Genomic DNA, 14,685 nt, shown 5'->3' on the forward strand with positions numbered 1-14,685 from the left:
CAGCCTAGCTGTATCCCATGCAATGAAAGAGCGATAACTTCTGATGACTAAATACCTAATTTAAACAGTGAAGATGGCTATGACAGAAAAATTGATAGCTCTGATGATAACGGCTACTCAGGAAGATGTTGATGGGTGCGCTCGAAATATTTCTGCATCACCAAAAGGCCCATCAAACGCTCCTGGCCCGTATTCGTAAATTGAGCGAAGTAGCGGTTGGCATTACCGATAATTTTTTTGGCCGCCGCTGGGTTGTCACGATAATAGATGACTTTTTCCTCCAGGTCTGAATAATCATCCTTGAGCTTCACATAGTGATAGTCAGGTAACAAAGTGCCTTCCATAAACCATGTTTCAAAGCGCGGCTTGCGCATAAAGCAGAGTGAATTGGAGGCCATTATCCATTTGAGATTTGTTGCAACATCTTTGCCTTCTATACTGAGCACGAATTTATACTTCAGTTGCTCTTGCACCGACATAAAATGGCGATGCCAAGGCTGGCCATGCGCATTTTTGTGAATATCGCCCACGTTACATAGCGGGTGGTCATAGAAATCTCGAACGAATTGACGCCGGTACTCTTGATGACAAGAGCCCCGCCATACTATAAGGTCAAGCTTGTCATCATAGCGGTAAGGGTCTTTCACCGTGTAATAATGGCGAACACGGTTTAACTTAAGTAAAATCGAGTTTTGATTGTGGTCATTAATGGGACGGCTTTTTACCAAGGTAGGCACGTCTGGCACGGTGGTTACATCACCAAAGCGATGGCAGAAGCGTAGTTCAGGCGGAAAGTAGCGCAGTACGCTGAGCAAGTCCAAATAATAGGTGCCACTTTTTTCGCGCTTGAAACTAGATAAGCTTATAGCCTCCTCAGGTAGTTCAACGTTTTTCTCCAGCTGATTACAGTAATTAACTCGGAGAAGTAGCTGCTGCTGCTCCTCTTTTGACAATTGCTCTAGTGAGCGAAGTAAGTTTAATCTTTGCCGTTGCAGAAACGTACTGGGGATCAGGCGGTGAACGGTATGTTGCGCATAAAAGCCTAGCTTATGAAGGTTCTTATGCGCTTTTGCAGAAGCCGCCAACATCATCATTCGCTCACTATGGTTTGATAGAGGTGCCAGTACGATGCAGTCATTGACTGCGGGCTATAATGAGCTAAACGCTCAGTGGCTCCTTGGGCCAATCGCTGCCGAAGAGTGGCATCCTGTCTTAATCGCAAAATACCATTAGCCAGTGCATCGGCGTCGCCGGAGGGTATCAGTAACCCTGTCTGCTCATGCTTGACGATATCGGGTATGCCACCAACGTTGGTAGCAATGACAGGAACACCGAGCTGCATGACATCCAGTAACACCGAGCCCAAGCCTTCATTGCGCGAAGGAAATGCAAACACATCCAGTCCAGCCAGATAGTCGGCAATATTACTTTTAAACCCCAACCAGGAAACGTTGCCAAGCGATGAGTATTCTGTTTTTAGCGTTTCCGTATCTTCGCCATCGCCCAGCAAAATAAACTGTATATCAGGTGCTTGGTGTTCAAGTTTCTGAGCCGCTTGTAATAGCACTCGCTGGCCTTTATGACGATCAACCACTGCGCCCGCATGGCCGACCAAAAACTTATCGGCAAAATCATTACGGAAATTATGCGTCGCCTCAGACGAGGGTATTAAGTGGGCATAGGCACTGGCTATTAAAGTAACGTCGCCACACTGTTTATCTTCCAGAAGCCCCTTTATAACGTGGGAAAGGGCAACTCTGGCGGATGCATGAGAGTAACTCTGTTGGTTAAACCATTTCCGTTTGACGGGTGAATCGACACGGCGAGTAATTAAGTAGGGCGTGCCTTTTAGACGGTAGTGTAAGTAGGCCCAGTGAACCCCTTTTGCATCGTGGGCGTGCACCAGCTGGGTCCTGCCGAAACGAAAATGTCCTGCTAACTGATGATTGGCTGAATGAAAATCGAGTCGCGCTACACCCTTCAGGTGTTGGCGCATGGGAGAGTCACGACGGCAAACCAGCGTTTGTTTAATTTTGTTTGATGACTGCTCTGCTAGCGTCTTAATTAGTAACTCAGTTTGGCGCTCGCCGCCACGAAAACCACGCGCCAAATTGACATGGGTAATATGCATCAATCACCAAACCTTTTTAAAGTCTTCGGCTTCGAGGACTTTTGGGTCGCGCTGATATTCGAGTAGCTTGGCATACTTTAAGTAGCTATTGAGTCCTGCGCTGATCGCAACGGTCATGCCATCGACCCCGCCCATGAAGCCTCGCTGAAAAATATATTTGCGTATAAAGGCGTTCAGACCGTGTGCAAACGGTGAGAAAGCGTTGGCCCGTTTTCCCTTTTGAAACATGATTTTGGCCGCTCGACCGCTGAAATTGCGTCCTGGCTTGGCAAATAACTGGCCTAGGTTCGCAAAGGAGTAATGCACTATATCTGCGTTAATGCGCTTGGGGTTAGAAGCCCCTATGCTGGCGTGCTGTTTTACATCAGCAAAGCGAGCATGGTGTCGGTTGTAGAGTCGAATGCAGTAATCCGGATACCATCCACAGACTCTAATCCAGCGTGAGCCAATCATATTGCGACGACGAAAGGCAAAGGCGTCATGTCCGGTTGCAGAAAGGTCGAGCTGCCTTATCGCTTCGACCATCTCTGGCGTTAGGCGTTCATCGGCGTCTAAGCTGAGCACCCAGTCATTCTTTACATGCGCTAGTGCGATATTTTTTTGAATGCCGTCGCCTAAGTAGGCCTGTTGAACCACCTGGGCACCTAACTCACGCGCGATAGCGGTGGTTCGATCCTGGCTGCCTGAATCCACTACAACGATGTCATCGCATACTTGGCGAGCAGACGTAATGCAGTCCGCAATATTGGCTTCTTCGTTAAAGGTAATAATATTAGCCGATATCATGAAACAGGCATCTCTTGTAGAAAGGCGGAAGTAATGTGTGCTGGAGAAAAACGTTCCAGCCAACGTTCATCAATAGCGTAGCCGTCCGCTTCAAGAATGCCATCAACACGGGCCGCTAACGCCTCCGGCGTCATGTCACAAAGGTAAGCTTCCAGCTCTCCTGCCATAATATCACGTACCCCGCCTGGACAATCGACCGAGACAATAGGCGTTTGGCAAGCCAGCGCTTCAAGCAACACAATCCCAAGACCTTCGTGGGCAGAGCTCAAGATGAATAGGCGCGCATGATGCATCCAAGGATAAGGGTTTAATTGGCGACCGACAAAAGACACCCGCGCTGCAATCCCCAGCTCACCGGCTAGTGCTTCCAGCTCTGCACGCAGTGGCCCCTCGCCAACAATCACCAGCGGAAGGGTAGTGTGCATCTTGGCGTATGCTCGTAGCAGTAGGTGGTGATTTTTTTGCGGTACCAAGCGTGCTACGTTGAGTAAATACGGTGCAGTGGGCCGCTCTGGAGTATCTTCGTACATGGCTTTGCGAATGGTTGCTAAAGGGCATGGATTGGTGATGGTTCTCAGCGAGAACGGTTGGACTTGTAACGCCTGCAGGGCAGTGGCGACTTGCTTTTCGACACCGTTGGATACAGTAACTAAGTGTTTGTTATGAAAGAGGCAGCGTGCTTTTAGCCGCTCTAGCCAGGCAGCATGGCCTGGGGTCGCTTTGACGATATTCTCAAGAACATAACAGGCACGGTGATCTTGGAAAGACCACACCGTCTCAAAGGTACCGATACCGCGGAAAATTATCCGGTCAAAAGTGCCATATTGACGCTCAAGGCGATGTATTTCACGGCGGAAAAGTTTGCCACCCCACCAGCCCGACAATAAAAAGTAGCTCTTCCTTAACACGCTATTGAGCAAGCGTGCCACCACCTCGATAATGCCACCCACACCTGATGTCCACATAGCACGAGATAGTGCAAAATGGTGGACATTTACCCGCGCATTGCTCGGTTCTAACTGAGGCGGGCGCGGCTTAAAGTACATCAAATGGCTCTCATGACCCTGTTCAGCAAAAGCGTCGGCAAGGTTCACCGCCACTCGCTCCATGCCGCCAATTTTTAAAGTACGTACGACAATGAGTACTTTCATGTGGGCGATTCCTCTAGACGAGGCGGAAGTTCCAATACAGGGTTGCACTGCAGTTGCTGGCGGCGGCGTCGATTCTTAAACCACGCCAGCATTTGCTTCAAACGCAGCTGCAGGGAGGGTTGATGTGTTTGTACAGACGGTGGCCACGGTGTTAATGAAAGGTAGTGCTGATACAAATAGGCAAGCGGGTGGCGGCTGTCAGCGTGCCAGGGTTTTCGCGCACCGATAAAGTGTATGATCGCGGGTTCACGTATCGCGTGCTCAAGCTCTTTCTGCCAATCAGCATAGTGAGCGACTTTTTTTTCTACGGCAGGGTAAGCATATGGCTGCATATTCCAGCGCATGGGGAGTCTAAACCAGTCTTGAAAAATGAGATTGAGGGCATCCTGGTCGGGGTAGCTTAAGGTGTAATCGTGCTGCTTTAATATCTGCTCTACTCGGTCTAGCACATTGCGAGCTTTCCACCCCTCCAGATCCACCAAAAGCACACCGGAATTAAAATAGTGTTGATAGCCAAGACCCATACGACGCTGCTGGTTTCCTTGTAGATTAGCCACACTGGCTATGGGCGCGCCCTGCGTGTCGAATAACAACAGGTTGGCGATATCGTCTAGCACGACAAGGTCACAGTCTAAATAAATGATTTTCTGGCAACTTGATGGTAGCCAATTGTGCATGCCCAGTCGGAGCATAGCGGCGGGGCCAAAACGGCCCAATGTTAACTCGGGCCAGCGACTATTCTCAGCTTCAATGATCGTTAGCTCAGCAGGCAGTGTAGTAAACCAGTTGTGCAGCTTTTGATGAGTACTTGCAGATAGTTTGTATCCTAATATATAAAAATGCAGCGCCTCAGGTGTCTCACTGTGACACACGGTTGATGCTATCACGGCAGCGGCTTTATCTATATAAGCCTCATCGGAGCACAGGACTATATTAATCATTTGCGATCCTTTTCTGATATAACAGAGGGTGTTGAACTGTTAGTGCGCAATGTGGGTTTCCATATATGAACGAGGCCGCCCGCCATAACAACATTAAACAGAAATACACCTGTCCAAAATATCAAATATGATTCAAAAAGATTAATCACGCTCCAAAAACATAAAAAAGCATAGAAAAACAGAAGAACATCACCTGGCATATCGCCCCGCTTCCAAGCAAAACATGCGTTTGCTATAAACCACCCTAGTAAATAAAAGTAAGCAGCTAGACCTAACAAGCCATACTGTAGTGTGATTTCAAGATAGAGGTTATGTAGATGACCAAAATTTAAAGCTTGATAGTGTGCTTGATTATATTGAATGTTATCAAATAGATAAACAATGCCTTGCTCACCCCAGCCTAGCAAGGGGCGCTGGGCAATCATATCGATCGCGGCGCGCCAACTATATAGCCGCTCTCCTACACTAGAACGTACTTCACTGGTTGATAGGGGAACAGAACTCCAGTCGCCTCTCAGTAGTGCCTGAATGGTATCCAATTCTGCAGTAGCTCTTTCAATGACTAAAGAGCTACTGGTAATAATAAGAACTGCTAGGCATGCTGATAAAATAAAAAACATGAGTAAATATTTTTTTGAAAAGCTTTTCCAATGCTGAATAAAAATTAATGAAAGAGCCGTTAATAAGCCTGCCAAAATACCTAGCCAAGTGGCGCGAGTTTGTGAAATGATAACGCCAGCTATAATGACAAGAAAAGCGAGCACCCATAAGATTAACTTGCCATAGTGTTGTAGAGGGCCCCTTAACAGTCGTGGTAAAAAAATAAGCAATCCAAGCAGTACCGTGCCGAAAAACATTGCTGAATGCTGAACGTTACGAATGCCAAAACCAATGCGTTCGCCGTTAAAACCACGCTGAAAATCAGCAAGGCCATCGCCAGCAATCCATGGCGCCAGTACGACAGCTGCGCTGGCAATACTCCAGAAAAACAGCGTGTTGCGTGTGCTGCCCGCAAGCCACCATGCAAAGATAATAAACACAAATAGTCGGACAATGTGATCCAGCTTAGGGTAGTCACCTGCCAGGTGTGGAAGGGTCAGTGTTAAATAAAACCAATGACACGTCGCCAAGAGTAAAGCCCACCAAAGCATATGAAAAACAGGGTGCTTCCATACGTGGGGGGCATAAATTTTAATACTAATTAAGCCAGAGAGGGATAATAGTAGTTTGTTAAAGTCGCTAAAATCGCCGAAGTGTGGCTTTGAAAAAACGTAAAATAGTGTAGTTAATACACCAATCACTACTAAGGGCAGGGGCGTTTTTCCTAAATAGTGTGTTTCCCATAAGCGTGCTGGGATCTTTCTTTGCATATACTCAATTTCTCAGTTGTGTGCTGAATCTATAACAAATGAATGTTCGTTGTGGGTGACAGATGTTTCTAAAAAGTTATTCTGAGTGAGCTGCGTTATACTTTTAGCCAAAGTAGCCTTGTCGAATGCCGCCCATTACGTCTGAGCTATGCGGGGCAGCAGAAAACTTTCCTAGCGAGCGCTCCAAGCGAGCTAAATTATGCGTCTGCCACTTTCCCTCCTTACGCAAGCGGCAGCGATCAAGGTCAATCAGCCAAGGTTCGCCACTCGGGTCAATCAAAATATTACGGGCATTCAGGTCGACATGATCAAGACCCGCTTGGTGAAAGCGGTGAATCATAGCACCTACACGCTGCAACAGCGCTTCATCGGCCAGATCGTTGACCAGTAGCTCAGCGAATGCTTTGGCACCGGTAATGCGTTCGGTAATCAACGCGGCTTCATAAGTCAGCCCATAGCGGGTCACACAGCTTGCTACGGGCCGGGGTACCGGTAACCCTTGCTCAAACAGCGCGGCAGTCAAGCGCAGCTCACGAAATGCCCGGGTTCGCTCAGCGCCACTCCATAAGTAGCGTTTTTCACTGAGCTTGGCTGCCATACCGCCGCGACGATAGGGCCTTAGCACCCACTGTTTGGTTGGCGTTGCCTGCAAAAATAGGCTGCTGCCACGGCCAGGCGCTTCGCCCACAATTAATCCTCGCTCACGCCAGTACTCGCGAGTGAATAGGTCGGGATCAATTTGGTGTGTTCCCGGCGCGTCACATAAACTGTCTACATCATGTAAAATCAGCCAATTTCTCTGCCGGAGTGCCGCTAAGCGCATGAAGCCCTCTCTGCCTGTTCAGCCTAACCACATTGCCATTTTGCGCCTCTCCGCCCTAGGCGACGTGTGCAATCTCGTGCCCACGGTGCGGGCGTTGCAGCGCCAGTGGCCCGATGCGCGCATTACCTGGATTATCGGTAAGGGGGAGCACAGTCTACTGGCGGGGCTTTCCGGGGTCGAGTTCGTTGTTTACGACAAGTCGACAGGTATTGCCGGTATGCGCGCGTTATGGCGCCAGCTTGCCGATACGCGCTTCGATGTACTGTTGCATATGCAGCAGGCCATCCGTGCCAGCGTACTCTCACTGGGACTGAAGGCAAACGTCCGCGTGGGCTATGACAAAGCGCGAGCCAAAGATGCCCAGCACTGGTTCACCCAGCATCAGCTCGCGCCGCACCCCAATGCCCATGTGTTGGAGTCATTTATGGACTTTGCCCGGGTGCTTGGCGTAGAGGATGATCGCTTAACTTGGGACTTGCCGGTGCCTGACACGGCACGTAACGAAGCACGGGTTATCAGCGGTAACGCCCCGTACCTAGTGATTAACCCATGCAGTAATGTACGCCTGCGTAATTTTCGCAACTGGTCGGTAGAGGGTTATGCCAGCGTGATTGAACACGCTTGGGTGCAGCACGGTCTTAAAAGCGTGTTGACCGGCGGTGGCAGTGCCCTGGAGCGGGAAATTGGCGATCAAATTGAAGCACTCTGCCAGCCTGGGAGCGTGATTAACGCCATTGGCGGCACCTCGCTAAAAGGGGTTTTAGCGCTGATCGATCAAGCCCGAGCGGTGATAGCACCGGATACCGGCCCTATCCATATGGCCAATGCCATGGGAACGCCTGCTTTGGGGCTGTATGCGTCCACCAATCCCCAGCGTGCCGCGCCCTATTTGTGGCGTGATTTTGCAGTTAATGCTTACCCTGAAGCGGTACGTACCTATCTGCATAAGCCGGTAGACGAGGTGAGCTGGGGCCAGCGGGTGCGACACCCAAGCGCCATGATGCTGATTAAAGCGGATGACGTTATCGCTAAACTGGATACACTGCTGGCGCATTCCGCCTCTTCCGCTAGCGCAGGGAGCAACGATGAAAATTGATTTAACCGCCTTAGAGCATGCCCACGTTCTGGTTGTTGGCGATGTGATGCTGGATCGCTACTGGCATGGCGGTACCTCACGGATTTCCCCCGAAGCGCCGGTGCCGGTGGTGCGGGTGGAAGATGTTGAAGATCGTCCAGGTGGGGCGGCTAACGTGGCGCTAAACATTACCTCCTTAGGTGGTCATGCAGTGCTGGCGGGCGTGATCGGGTACGATGAGAACGCTCAGATTCTACAAGCCAGTTTGGCTGCGTCAGGTGTGAGTACTTACTTTCAGCGCAGCTCTGAGATACCCACGATCACCAAGCTGCGTGTGATGAGTCGCAATCAGCAACTGCTGCGCCTTGATTTTGAGCAGCGCCTGGACAGTGTCGATACCAGTGAACTGGTAACTCAGGTAGAAAAGGCGCTCCCAGATTGCGACGTAGTGATCCTTTCTGACTACGGCAAAGGCACGCTGAACCAAGTAGAGAGCCTGATAGCCAACGCAAGAGCACAGGGCAAGCGTGTACTGATCGATCCTAAAGGTCAGGATTTCGGCAAATACCGTTGGGCAAGTTTAATCACACCCAACCTAACTGAATTTGAAGCGGTGGTCGGCCATTGCGCAACCGATGCAGAGCTATCCCACCGAGGCGAAGCACTACGCGCTGAGTTGGAGCTAGAAGCATTGCTGATTACTCGCAGTGAAAAAGGCATGACCTTGATTCGTGAAGGGCACGCACCTTTACACCTACCGACACGCGCTCAGGAAGTTTTTGATGTAACAGGGGCGGGCGATACCGTTATTGGCTTAATGGGGCTAGCGCTAGCGGCAGGCCACGCCTTTCCCGAAGCAATGATGCTGGCTAATTTAGGGGCCGGTTTGGTAGTGGCCAAACCAGGAACAGCCACCCTGTCGATCGCCGAGCTCTACACTGCGCTACACGGCGATAAGCTGGCCGAGTTCGGGGTGATTGAGCCAGACGTGCTGATAGAAGCTGTCAGGGCCGCTCAGCTGCGTGGTGAGCGGGTGGTCATGACCAACGGCTGCTTCGATATCCTGCACGCCGGCCATGTCGCTTATCTGGAGCAGGCCAAACGGCTGGGAGACCGTCTCATTGTCGCAGTTAACGACGACGCCTCCATTGGTCGCCTGAAAGGGCCCAAGCGTCCGATTAATCCGCTTAACCGACGTATGCAGGTGTTGGCGGGGCTCGGCGCCGTCGATTGGGTCGTGCCGTTCAGTGACGACACCCCTCAAGCGCTGATCGAAGCGGTACTACCCGATATATTGGTCAAAGGTGGCGATTACCGCCCAGAAGAGATTGCCGGGGGCAGCGCCGTTATAGCCAATGGTGGCGAGGTGAAGGTACTAGGCTTTGAAGATGGCGTATCTACCTCAGCGATGATCAGTTCTATTATTGATCGTGAGCGCTAATGGCTTCACCCGCCTGGCCTCGGCTTGCCTACTCAGCGGCTCTGTATGCACTCTCACCGCTGATTGGATGGCGTATCTGGCGTGAGCAAGTACCTACTTACTCACGCTTTCAGCGGCTGGGGTTACGCCTTGAGCCGCTTCCTCCCGTACCGCGTATTTGGCTCCACTGCGCCTCGGTGGGAGAAGTCCGCGCTGCGCGTCCGCTGATTGAGCGGCTATTAGCGGGTTTCCCAGGCCATAGCCTGCTGCTCACCACCATGACCGCGACCGGTGCCGGGCAGGCTCAAGCGCTCATTAGCGAGCAACCCCCAGCCGATCAGGCAAGACTTTCTCACCGCTTTCTGCCGCTGGACTTTCCAGGTGCTTCCAAACGTTTTGTGTGCTGCATTGAACCCGAGCTTGCCATCCTGTTTGAAACCGAGCTGTGGCCTAATCTGATCCACGCCTGCCGACAGCGGGGCATCCCCGTCGCGGTGGTGAACGGGCGCTTATCCCCGCGCGCCTTTAAGCGTTACCAACGTTTGCGTCCGCTAATGGCCGGTACGCTCGCCGAGATTAGCTGGCTCGCTGCAAAATCGTCGGCAGACGCCGAGCGCTTTAACGCCCTCGGCTGCAGAACGGATATCACCCGCATAGTTGGGTCACTAAAATTTGAAATAGCTAGCCAAGATAAGCCCATTGGTGAGGGTGAGTGCTTACTTCAAGAGTGGGGAGGACGTCCGGTTTGGGTAGCGGGCTCCACCCGAGACGGCGAAGAAGCGCTACTGCTTAACGCCCATCGCCAACTGCTGAACCGTTTTCCTGATGCGCTGCTGGTACTCGTGCCCCGCCACCCCCAGCGCTTTGACGACGTCGCCAAGCTTTGCCAAACCGAAGGCTGGACACTAAGCCGCCGCAGCCAGCAGCAGCCCGTGACCGAACAAACCCAGGTCTACCTGGGCGATACACTGGGTGAACTGGCCGCTCTCTATGCAGCGGGCCGTGTGGCCTTTGTAGGAGGCAGTTTAGTAGCGCTGGGCGGACACAATATACTTGAACCGGCTGCGCTAGGTAGGCCGGTGCTTAGCGGCCCCTCGATTGAGAACTTTGCCGATGTGGCTGAACCGCTGCAAGCGGCAGGGGCGCTAACCCTGGTCGATACCCCGGAGGCGCTGGCAGACGCCGTAACAGGCTATTTCGTTAACCCTGAGCGTACCCTGAAGGCGGGGCAAGCAGGGTGCGAGGCGATTGAGGCACACAAAGGCGCACTTGATCGCACCCTGACAGGATTGGCTTCACTGCTGTCTTGTTAGTCCGTAACTTTATCTAAGAGCCTTTATTTAAGCGAGATCCTTTCTACGCCATCTTCTTTGCCTAGCAGTAGAACATCCGCGCCGCGGGCAGCAAACAGCCCATTGGTTACCACACCGACGATAGCGTTGATGCGTGCCTCCATGGCCACCGGATCTGCGATCATAAACTCATAGCAATCGATAATTTGGTTACCGTTGTCGGTGACTACCCCCTGGCGATAAACCGGCTCGGCGCCAAGCGCGACCAGCTCTCGGGCGACATAGGAGCGCGCCATGGGGATAACCTCTACCGGTAGCGGAAAATGTCCTAACTGAGGCACGTACTTTGAGCCATCGGCAATGCAGATAAAACGTTCGGCGCAGGCCGCCACGATTTTTTCACGGGTAAGCGCAGCGCCACCGCCTTTAATCATATGTAAGTGAGCATTAACTTCGTCTGCACCGTCAATATAAAAGGGTACTGTGCCGACGCTATTAAGCTCAAACACCTCAATGCCCAGTTTCTCAAGACGCTCGGCGCTCGCCTTAGAGCTCGCTACCGCGCCTTTAAAGCGGTCGCGCAATGATCCTAGGCGATCAATAAACAGATTCGCCGTAGAGCCGGTGCCAATACCTAAGATGGTATCCTTTTCCAACTGAGCTTTAATTTCTTCAATCGCTGCGTCCGCTACGGCGGCCTTCAGTTCATCCTGGTTCATAGTCAGCCTAGTGGTCAAAGTATGGTTAGTGACAAGAGAGTTAGTCAGAGAAGTGCTCGTGGCGCTAGTATAGCGGTCTAAGCGCTGCCTGCCGATGGCAACCCGGCTAGACGCCGCTAGGCGTAATCTGCTACCAATAAAAGTTTTGTCCGTTCACGTTCTTCCCTTGGGATACCCGCATGCTAGAAGCCACCGTCAAAAAGATCCTCCAAGCCCGCGTTTATGAAGCCGCTTGTGAGACCCCGATTTCCCCTGCACCCTTTTTGTCGCGTCGCTTTAATAACCAGATTTTGATTAAGCGCGAAGACCTACAACCGGTGTTTTCGTTCAAAATTCGCGGTGCCTACAACAAAATGGCGCAGCTCACCCAGGAACAAAAAGATAAAGGCGTGATTGCTGCCTCCGCCGGTAATCACGCCCAAGGGCTGGCCATGGCTGCAAAGCTGATGGGGGTCAAAGCTGTCATTGTGATGCCGCGGATCACGCCGGATATCAAAGTACAGGCGGTGCGCGCCCGGGGCGCCAAGGTCATCCTCAAAGGGGATGCTTTTGCCGCTGCCGCCGAGCATGCTCAAGAGCTGATCAAAGAGCACGGCTACACCTACATTCCGCCGTTTGACGATATCGACGTGGTGGCCGGTCAAGGTACCATTGGCGTGGAAATTCTGCGCCAACACGCTGGTCGCTTAGACGCCATCTTCGTACCAGTCGGCGGCGGTGGATTAATCGCAGGTATCGCGGCCTATGTGAAGTACCTGCGCCCGGATATCAAAGTTATTGGCGTTGAGGCCGAAGACAGCGCTTGTCTTAAAGCCGCTTTAGAGGCGGGTGAGCGCGTGGTACTCGACCAAGTGGGCGTATTTGCCGAGGGTGTCGCGGTCGCGCAGATTGGCGAGGTGCCGTTTTCGCTGATCAAAGACCTGCTCGACGGCGTTATTACCGTCAATACCGATGAAATGTGCGCAGCGGTGAAAGATATTTTTGAAGATACGCGAGCGGTGGCGGAAACCTCCGGCGCGCTATCGCTGGCGGGGCTGAAAAAATATATCCAGCAGACCGGTGCCGAAGGCGAGACGCTGATCTGCATTAATTCCGGGGCCAATACCAACTTTGATCGTTTACAGCACATCGCTGAACGCACGGAGCTAGGCGAACAGCGCGAAGCAATTCTGGCGGTGACCATTGCCGAGAAACCCGGCAGCTTTAAAAAGTTTTGCCGCACACTAGGCAAGCGCATGGTGACCGAATTCAGCTATCGCTATGCCGATAGTAATGAAGCGCATATTTATGTAGGCGTCCAGGTTAAGCCCGGTGGTGAAGACCGCCAGGCAGTGATCGACAAGCTGCGTGAAGGCGGCTATCAAGTGGAAGATCTCACCGATAATGAGTTGGCGAAGCTGCATATTCGCCACTTGAGTGGCGGCCGTCCCAGCGAGCGTTTCGAAGAAGAAGTGTACCGCTTTGAGTTCCCCGAGCGCCCAGGCGCGTTGATGAACTTTTTGACCCAACTGCCCCACGACTGGAATATCTCGTTGTTTCATTATCGCAACCATGGTGCGGCCTATGGTCGAGTACTGGTGGGTATGCAAGTGCCTAACGGTGACCGAACCCATGTGGCGGAGTATTTAGATGCCATCGGTTACCGTTACTGGCGCGAGAGCGATAATCCAGCCTATCGACTGTTTATGGCTTAATCGTTCACTACTGTATGTAAGTGCTTGCTCACCTTAAAAGTCAGAGCTGCTAGTAACGCAACGTAACTTAATCCTTAGAAATGAGGCTAAAAAATGCCGCTAAACCAGTTGTCAATGATGGCCTTATAGCTCTATAGTCGTGAGCGAAATTAAGCAAATTCGCCATTCTTTAGAAAACATCAAAGAGTGGCGGGTTTGGCACATTCGGCAACAATATAGGTGTTGGAGAAGCGGCATGCGGCGGAAGAAGCCTGATATGGTAATGGCGTTGATGGTGGTGTTTGCATTAGGGGTGCTTGCTACCGGTTATGCACAGGCGTTATCGGGAAGCTAAACCCTCCAGGTTTGCCACTATACGTTAGCGCCGATAAGGTGACAGATATCAGACGAAAGGGGCTGATCCTTTAATGGGTTGGCCCTTTTTTGTGGTCAAATTTAAGTACAGCTACTGACGGCGAAAGCAGCCTTGGTCACTGACGACTACCTGTAAGGGCACATCCCATGGCTCCACAGGGAGCGCAACTACTTGCTGGCAGGCATGGGCGACGCCAATCAAGGTAGGCGACGGGCCGGGCCGATGCATGAATGCCAAGCTACGGTCATAAAAACCGCCCCCCATGCCCATGCGATTAGCATTCGCATCAAACCCGACTAGCGGCACAATCAGCGTATCCAGTGCCCAGGTCGGTAGCCGATTACGTCGCTGTGCGCTGAATCGAACGTCAGGCTCCCAAATACCAAAACGGTTTTTCACCATGGGTGTGTCAGGGCGGTAGGCTACAAACCACAGGCGATTAGCGCTAAATGGGCGCAAAACCGGCAGATAAATATCGACATTACGTTGACGCAGCCAGGGAAGTAGCGGCGTAGGGTCAATTTCACCGTTGACAGGCAGATAAAGACTTAAGCGTCGTGCGCGACGAATTTCAGGTAGGGATTTTAATTGCCTGCACAAACGTTGAGCCGCAAGGCGCTGCTCATGCTGAGAAAGGGCTCGGCGTTGATGACGTAAAAAACGGCGCAGTGCGCGCTTATCGACGTCCCGATGGAGGCTTTCCATGCAGATGGTCTCTCATACCCTATAGGTTGGGTGTTCTCCAGAGTGCCGCTGTCATTCTGGCCCTGAACCTACTGGTTCAGGTGGGTGGCCGCAGCCAGACCGTCAGGCTTTCCGACGCACGGACATGCACACGGGCCTGGCTAGCATTTGGCCCCCTGGGTATTACGCATAGGCTCGAGGGACTATAACGACTGGCGTACACCCCAGAGAACCCCGCCATCCT

The 14,685-nt window shown here is 51.9% G+C and carries 13 protein-coding genes and 1 other RNA gene; 4 read left to right on the top strand and 10 right to left on the bottom strand.

Annotation, left to right across the window (positions count from 1 at the left end; all coding sequences use genetic code 11):
* Positions 1-113 precede the first annotated feature (113 nt).
* The 7 genes from ACFIOZ_RS00055 to ACFIOZ_RS00085 all read right to left on the bottom strand — a co-directional run bounded on the left by ACFIOZ_RS00055 (position 114) and on the right by ACFIOZ_RS00085 (position 7,202).
* On the bottom strand, positions 114-1,094 hold the full coding sequence (locus ACFIOZ_RS00055; RefSeq protein ID WP_386081389.1) for a glycosyl transferase family 90: 981 nt from the start codon (positions 1,092-1,094) through the stop codon (positions 114-116).
* Positions 1,091-2,131 carry a glycosyltransferase family 4 protein gene (locus tag ACFIOZ_RS00060; protein WP_386081391.1) on the bottom strand — a complete coding sequence of 347 codons (1,041 nt, stop codon included), beginning with the start codon at positions 2,129-2,131 and terminating at the stop codon, positions 1,091-1,093. The genes ACFIOZ_RS00055 and ACFIOZ_RS00060 overlap by 4 nt, the downstream gene beginning before the upstream one ends.
* Before the next feature lie 3 nt (positions 2,132-2,134).
* Positions 2,135-2,917: a glycosyltransferase family 2 protein gene (locus ACFIOZ_RS00065; protein ID WP_386081394.1), complete on the bottom strand. Its 783-nt coding sequence runs from the start codon at positions 2,915-2,917 to the stop codon at positions 2,135-2,137.
* Positions 2,914-4,068, bottom strand: coding sequence for a glycosyltransferase (locus ACFIOZ_RS00070; RefSeq protein ID WP_386081396.1), 1,155 nt, complete (start codon positions 4,066-4,068; stop codon positions 2,914-2,916). The genes ACFIOZ_RS00065 and ACFIOZ_RS00070 overlap by 4 nt, the downstream gene beginning before the upstream one ends.
* The gene (locus ACFIOZ_RS00075) at positions 4,065-5,009 is read right to left on the bottom strand and encodes a glycosyltransferase family 8 protein (protein ID WP_386081398.1); all 945 of its coding nucleotides are present in this window, start codon (positions 5,007-5,009) and stop codon (positions 4,065-4,067) included. The genes ACFIOZ_RS00070 and ACFIOZ_RS00075 overlap by 4 nt, the downstream gene beginning before the upstream one ends.
* On the bottom strand, positions 5,006-6,379 hold the full coding sequence (locus ACFIOZ_RS00080; protein ID WP_386081399.1) for an O-antigen ligase family protein: 1,374 nt from the start codon (positions 6,377-6,379) through the stop codon (positions 5,006-5,008). The genes ACFIOZ_RS00075 and ACFIOZ_RS00080 overlap by 4 nt, the downstream gene beginning before the upstream one ends.
* Before the next feature lie 103 nt (positions 6,380-6,482).
* Positions 6,483-7,202 (bottom strand): 3-deoxy-D-manno-octulosonic acid kinase, encoded by a 720-nt coding sequence (locus tag ACFIOZ_RS00085; protein ID WP_386081401.1) that lies wholly within the window; start codon positions 7,200-7,202, stop codon positions 6,483-6,485.
* Here ACFIOZ_RS00085 and ACFIOZ_RS00090 point away from each other — a divergent pair.
* From ACFIOZ_RS00090 to waaA, 3 genes are read left to right on the top strand one after another with little or no spacing between them, the layout of a single operon-like run.
* A complete protein-coding gene (locus tag ACFIOZ_RS00090) occupies positions 7,201-8,298 on the top strand; it encodes a glycosyltransferase family 9 protein (protein ID WP_386081403.1) in 1,098 nt (365 codons plus the stop codon). The two genes, ACFIOZ_RS00085 and ACFIOZ_RS00090, sit on opposite strands and share 2 nt — an antisense overlap.
* A complete protein-coding gene (gene hldE / locus ACFIOZ_RS00095; RefSeq protein WP_386081404.1) occupies positions 8,288-9,718 on the top strand; it encodes a bifunctional D-glycero-beta-D-manno-heptose-7-phosphate kinase/D-glycero-beta-D-manno-heptose 1-phosphate adenylyltransferase HldE in 1,431 nt (476 codons plus the stop codon). The genes ACFIOZ_RS00090 and hldE overlap by 11 nt, the downstream gene beginning before the upstream one ends.
* Positions 9,718-11,010: a lipid IV(A) 3-deoxy-D-manno-octulosonic acid transferase gene (gene waaA / locus ACFIOZ_RS00100; RefSeq protein ID WP_386081406.1), complete on the top strand. Its 1,293-nt coding sequence runs from the start codon at positions 9,718-9,720 to the stop codon at positions 11,008-11,010. The genes hldE and waaA overlap by 1 nt, the downstream gene beginning before the upstream one ends.
* Positions 11,011-11,033: 23 nt before the next feature.
* On the opposite strand, the gene rpiA is transcribed toward waaA, so the two are convergent.
* The gene (rpiA, locus tag ACFIOZ_RS00105) at positions 11,034-11,708 is read right to left on the bottom strand and encodes a ribose-5-phosphate isomerase RpiA (RefSeq protein ID WP_386081407.1); all 675 of its coding nucleotides are present in this window, start codon (positions 11,706-11,708) and stop codon (positions 11,034-11,036) included.
* A 179-nt stretch (positions 11,709-11,887) separates the two neighbouring features.
* Between rpiA and ilvA the strand changes: the two genes are divergently transcribed.
* Positions 11,888-13,402, top strand: coding sequence for a threonine ammonia-lyase, biosynthetic (ilvA, locus tag ACFIOZ_RS00110; protein ID WP_386081409.1), 1,515 nt, complete (start codon positions 11,888-11,890; stop codon positions 13,400-13,402).
* Between the two features lie 445 nt (positions 13,403-13,847).
* Here ilvA and ACFIOZ_RS00115 read toward each other — a convergent pair whose 3' ends face one another.
* Positions 13,848-14,462 carry a 5-formyltetrahydrofolate cyclo-ligase gene (locus ACFIOZ_RS00115; RefSeq protein WP_386081411.1) on the bottom strand — a complete coding sequence of 205 codons (615 nt, stop codon included), beginning with the start codon at positions 14,460-14,462 and terminating at the stop codon, positions 13,848-13,850.
* Between the two features lie 30 nt (positions 14,463-14,492).
* Positions 14,493-14,675, bottom strand: a non-coding RNA gene (ssrS, locus tag ACFIOZ_RS00120) — 6S RNA.
* Between the last annotated feature and the right edge of the window lie 10 nt (positions 14,676-14,685).

Source organism: Vreelandella sp. F11 (assembly GCF_042466685.1).
GTDB lineage: Bacteria > Pseudomonadota > Gammaproteobacteria > Pseudomonadales > Halomonadaceae > Vreelandella.

Coding starts and splice junctions, on each gene's coding strand:
- ACFIOZ_RS00055 (WP_386081389.1), bottom strand. CDS start 1,094: ATGATGATGTTGGCGGCTTCTGCAAAAGCGCATAAGAACCTTCATAAG.
- ACFIOZ_RS00060 (WP_386081391.1), bottom strand. CDS start 2,131: ATGCATATTACCCATGTCAATTTGGCGCGTGGTTTTCGTGGCGGCGAG.
- ACFIOZ_RS00065 (WP_386081394.1), bottom strand. CDS start 2,917: ATGATATCGGCTAATATTATTACCTTTAACGAAGAAGCCAATATTGCG.
- ACFIOZ_RS00070 (WP_386081396.1), bottom strand. CDS start 4,068: ATGAAAGTACTCATTGTCGTACGTACTTTAAAAATTGGCGGCATGGAG.
- ACFIOZ_RS00075 (WP_386081398.1), bottom strand. CDS start 5,009: ATGATTAATATAGTCCTGTGCTCCGATGAGGCTTATATAGATAAAGCC.
- ACFIOZ_RS00080 (WP_386081399.1), bottom strand. CDS start 6,379: ATGCAAAGAAAGATCCCAGCACGCTTATGGGAAACACACTATTTAGGA.
- ACFIOZ_RS00090 (WP_386081403.1), top strand. CDS start 7,201: ATGAAGCCCTCTCTGCCTGTTCAGCCTAACCACATTGCCATTTTGCGC.
- ACFIOZ_RS00085 (WP_386081401.1), bottom strand. CDS start 7,202: ATGCGCTTAGCGGCACTCCGGCAGAGAAATTGGCTGATTTTACATGAT.
- hldE (WP_386081404.1), top strand. CDS start 8,288: ATGAAAATTGATTTAACCGCCTTAGAGCATGCCCACGTTCTGGTTGTT.
- waaA (WP_386081406.1), top strand. CDS start 9,718: ATGGCTTCACCCGCCTGGCCTCGGCTTGCCTACTCAGCGGCTCTGTAT.
- rpiA (WP_386081407.1), bottom strand. CDS start 11,708: ATGAACCAGGATGAACTGAAGGCCGCCGTAGCGGACGCAGCGATTGAA.
- ilvA (WP_386081409.1), top strand. CDS start 11,888: ATGCTAGAAGCCACCGTCAAAAAGATCCTCCAAGCCCGCGTTTATGAA.
- ACFIOZ_RS00115 (WP_386081411.1), bottom strand. CDS start 14,462: ATGGAAAGCCTCCATCGGGACGTCGATAAGCGCGCACTGCGCCGTTTT.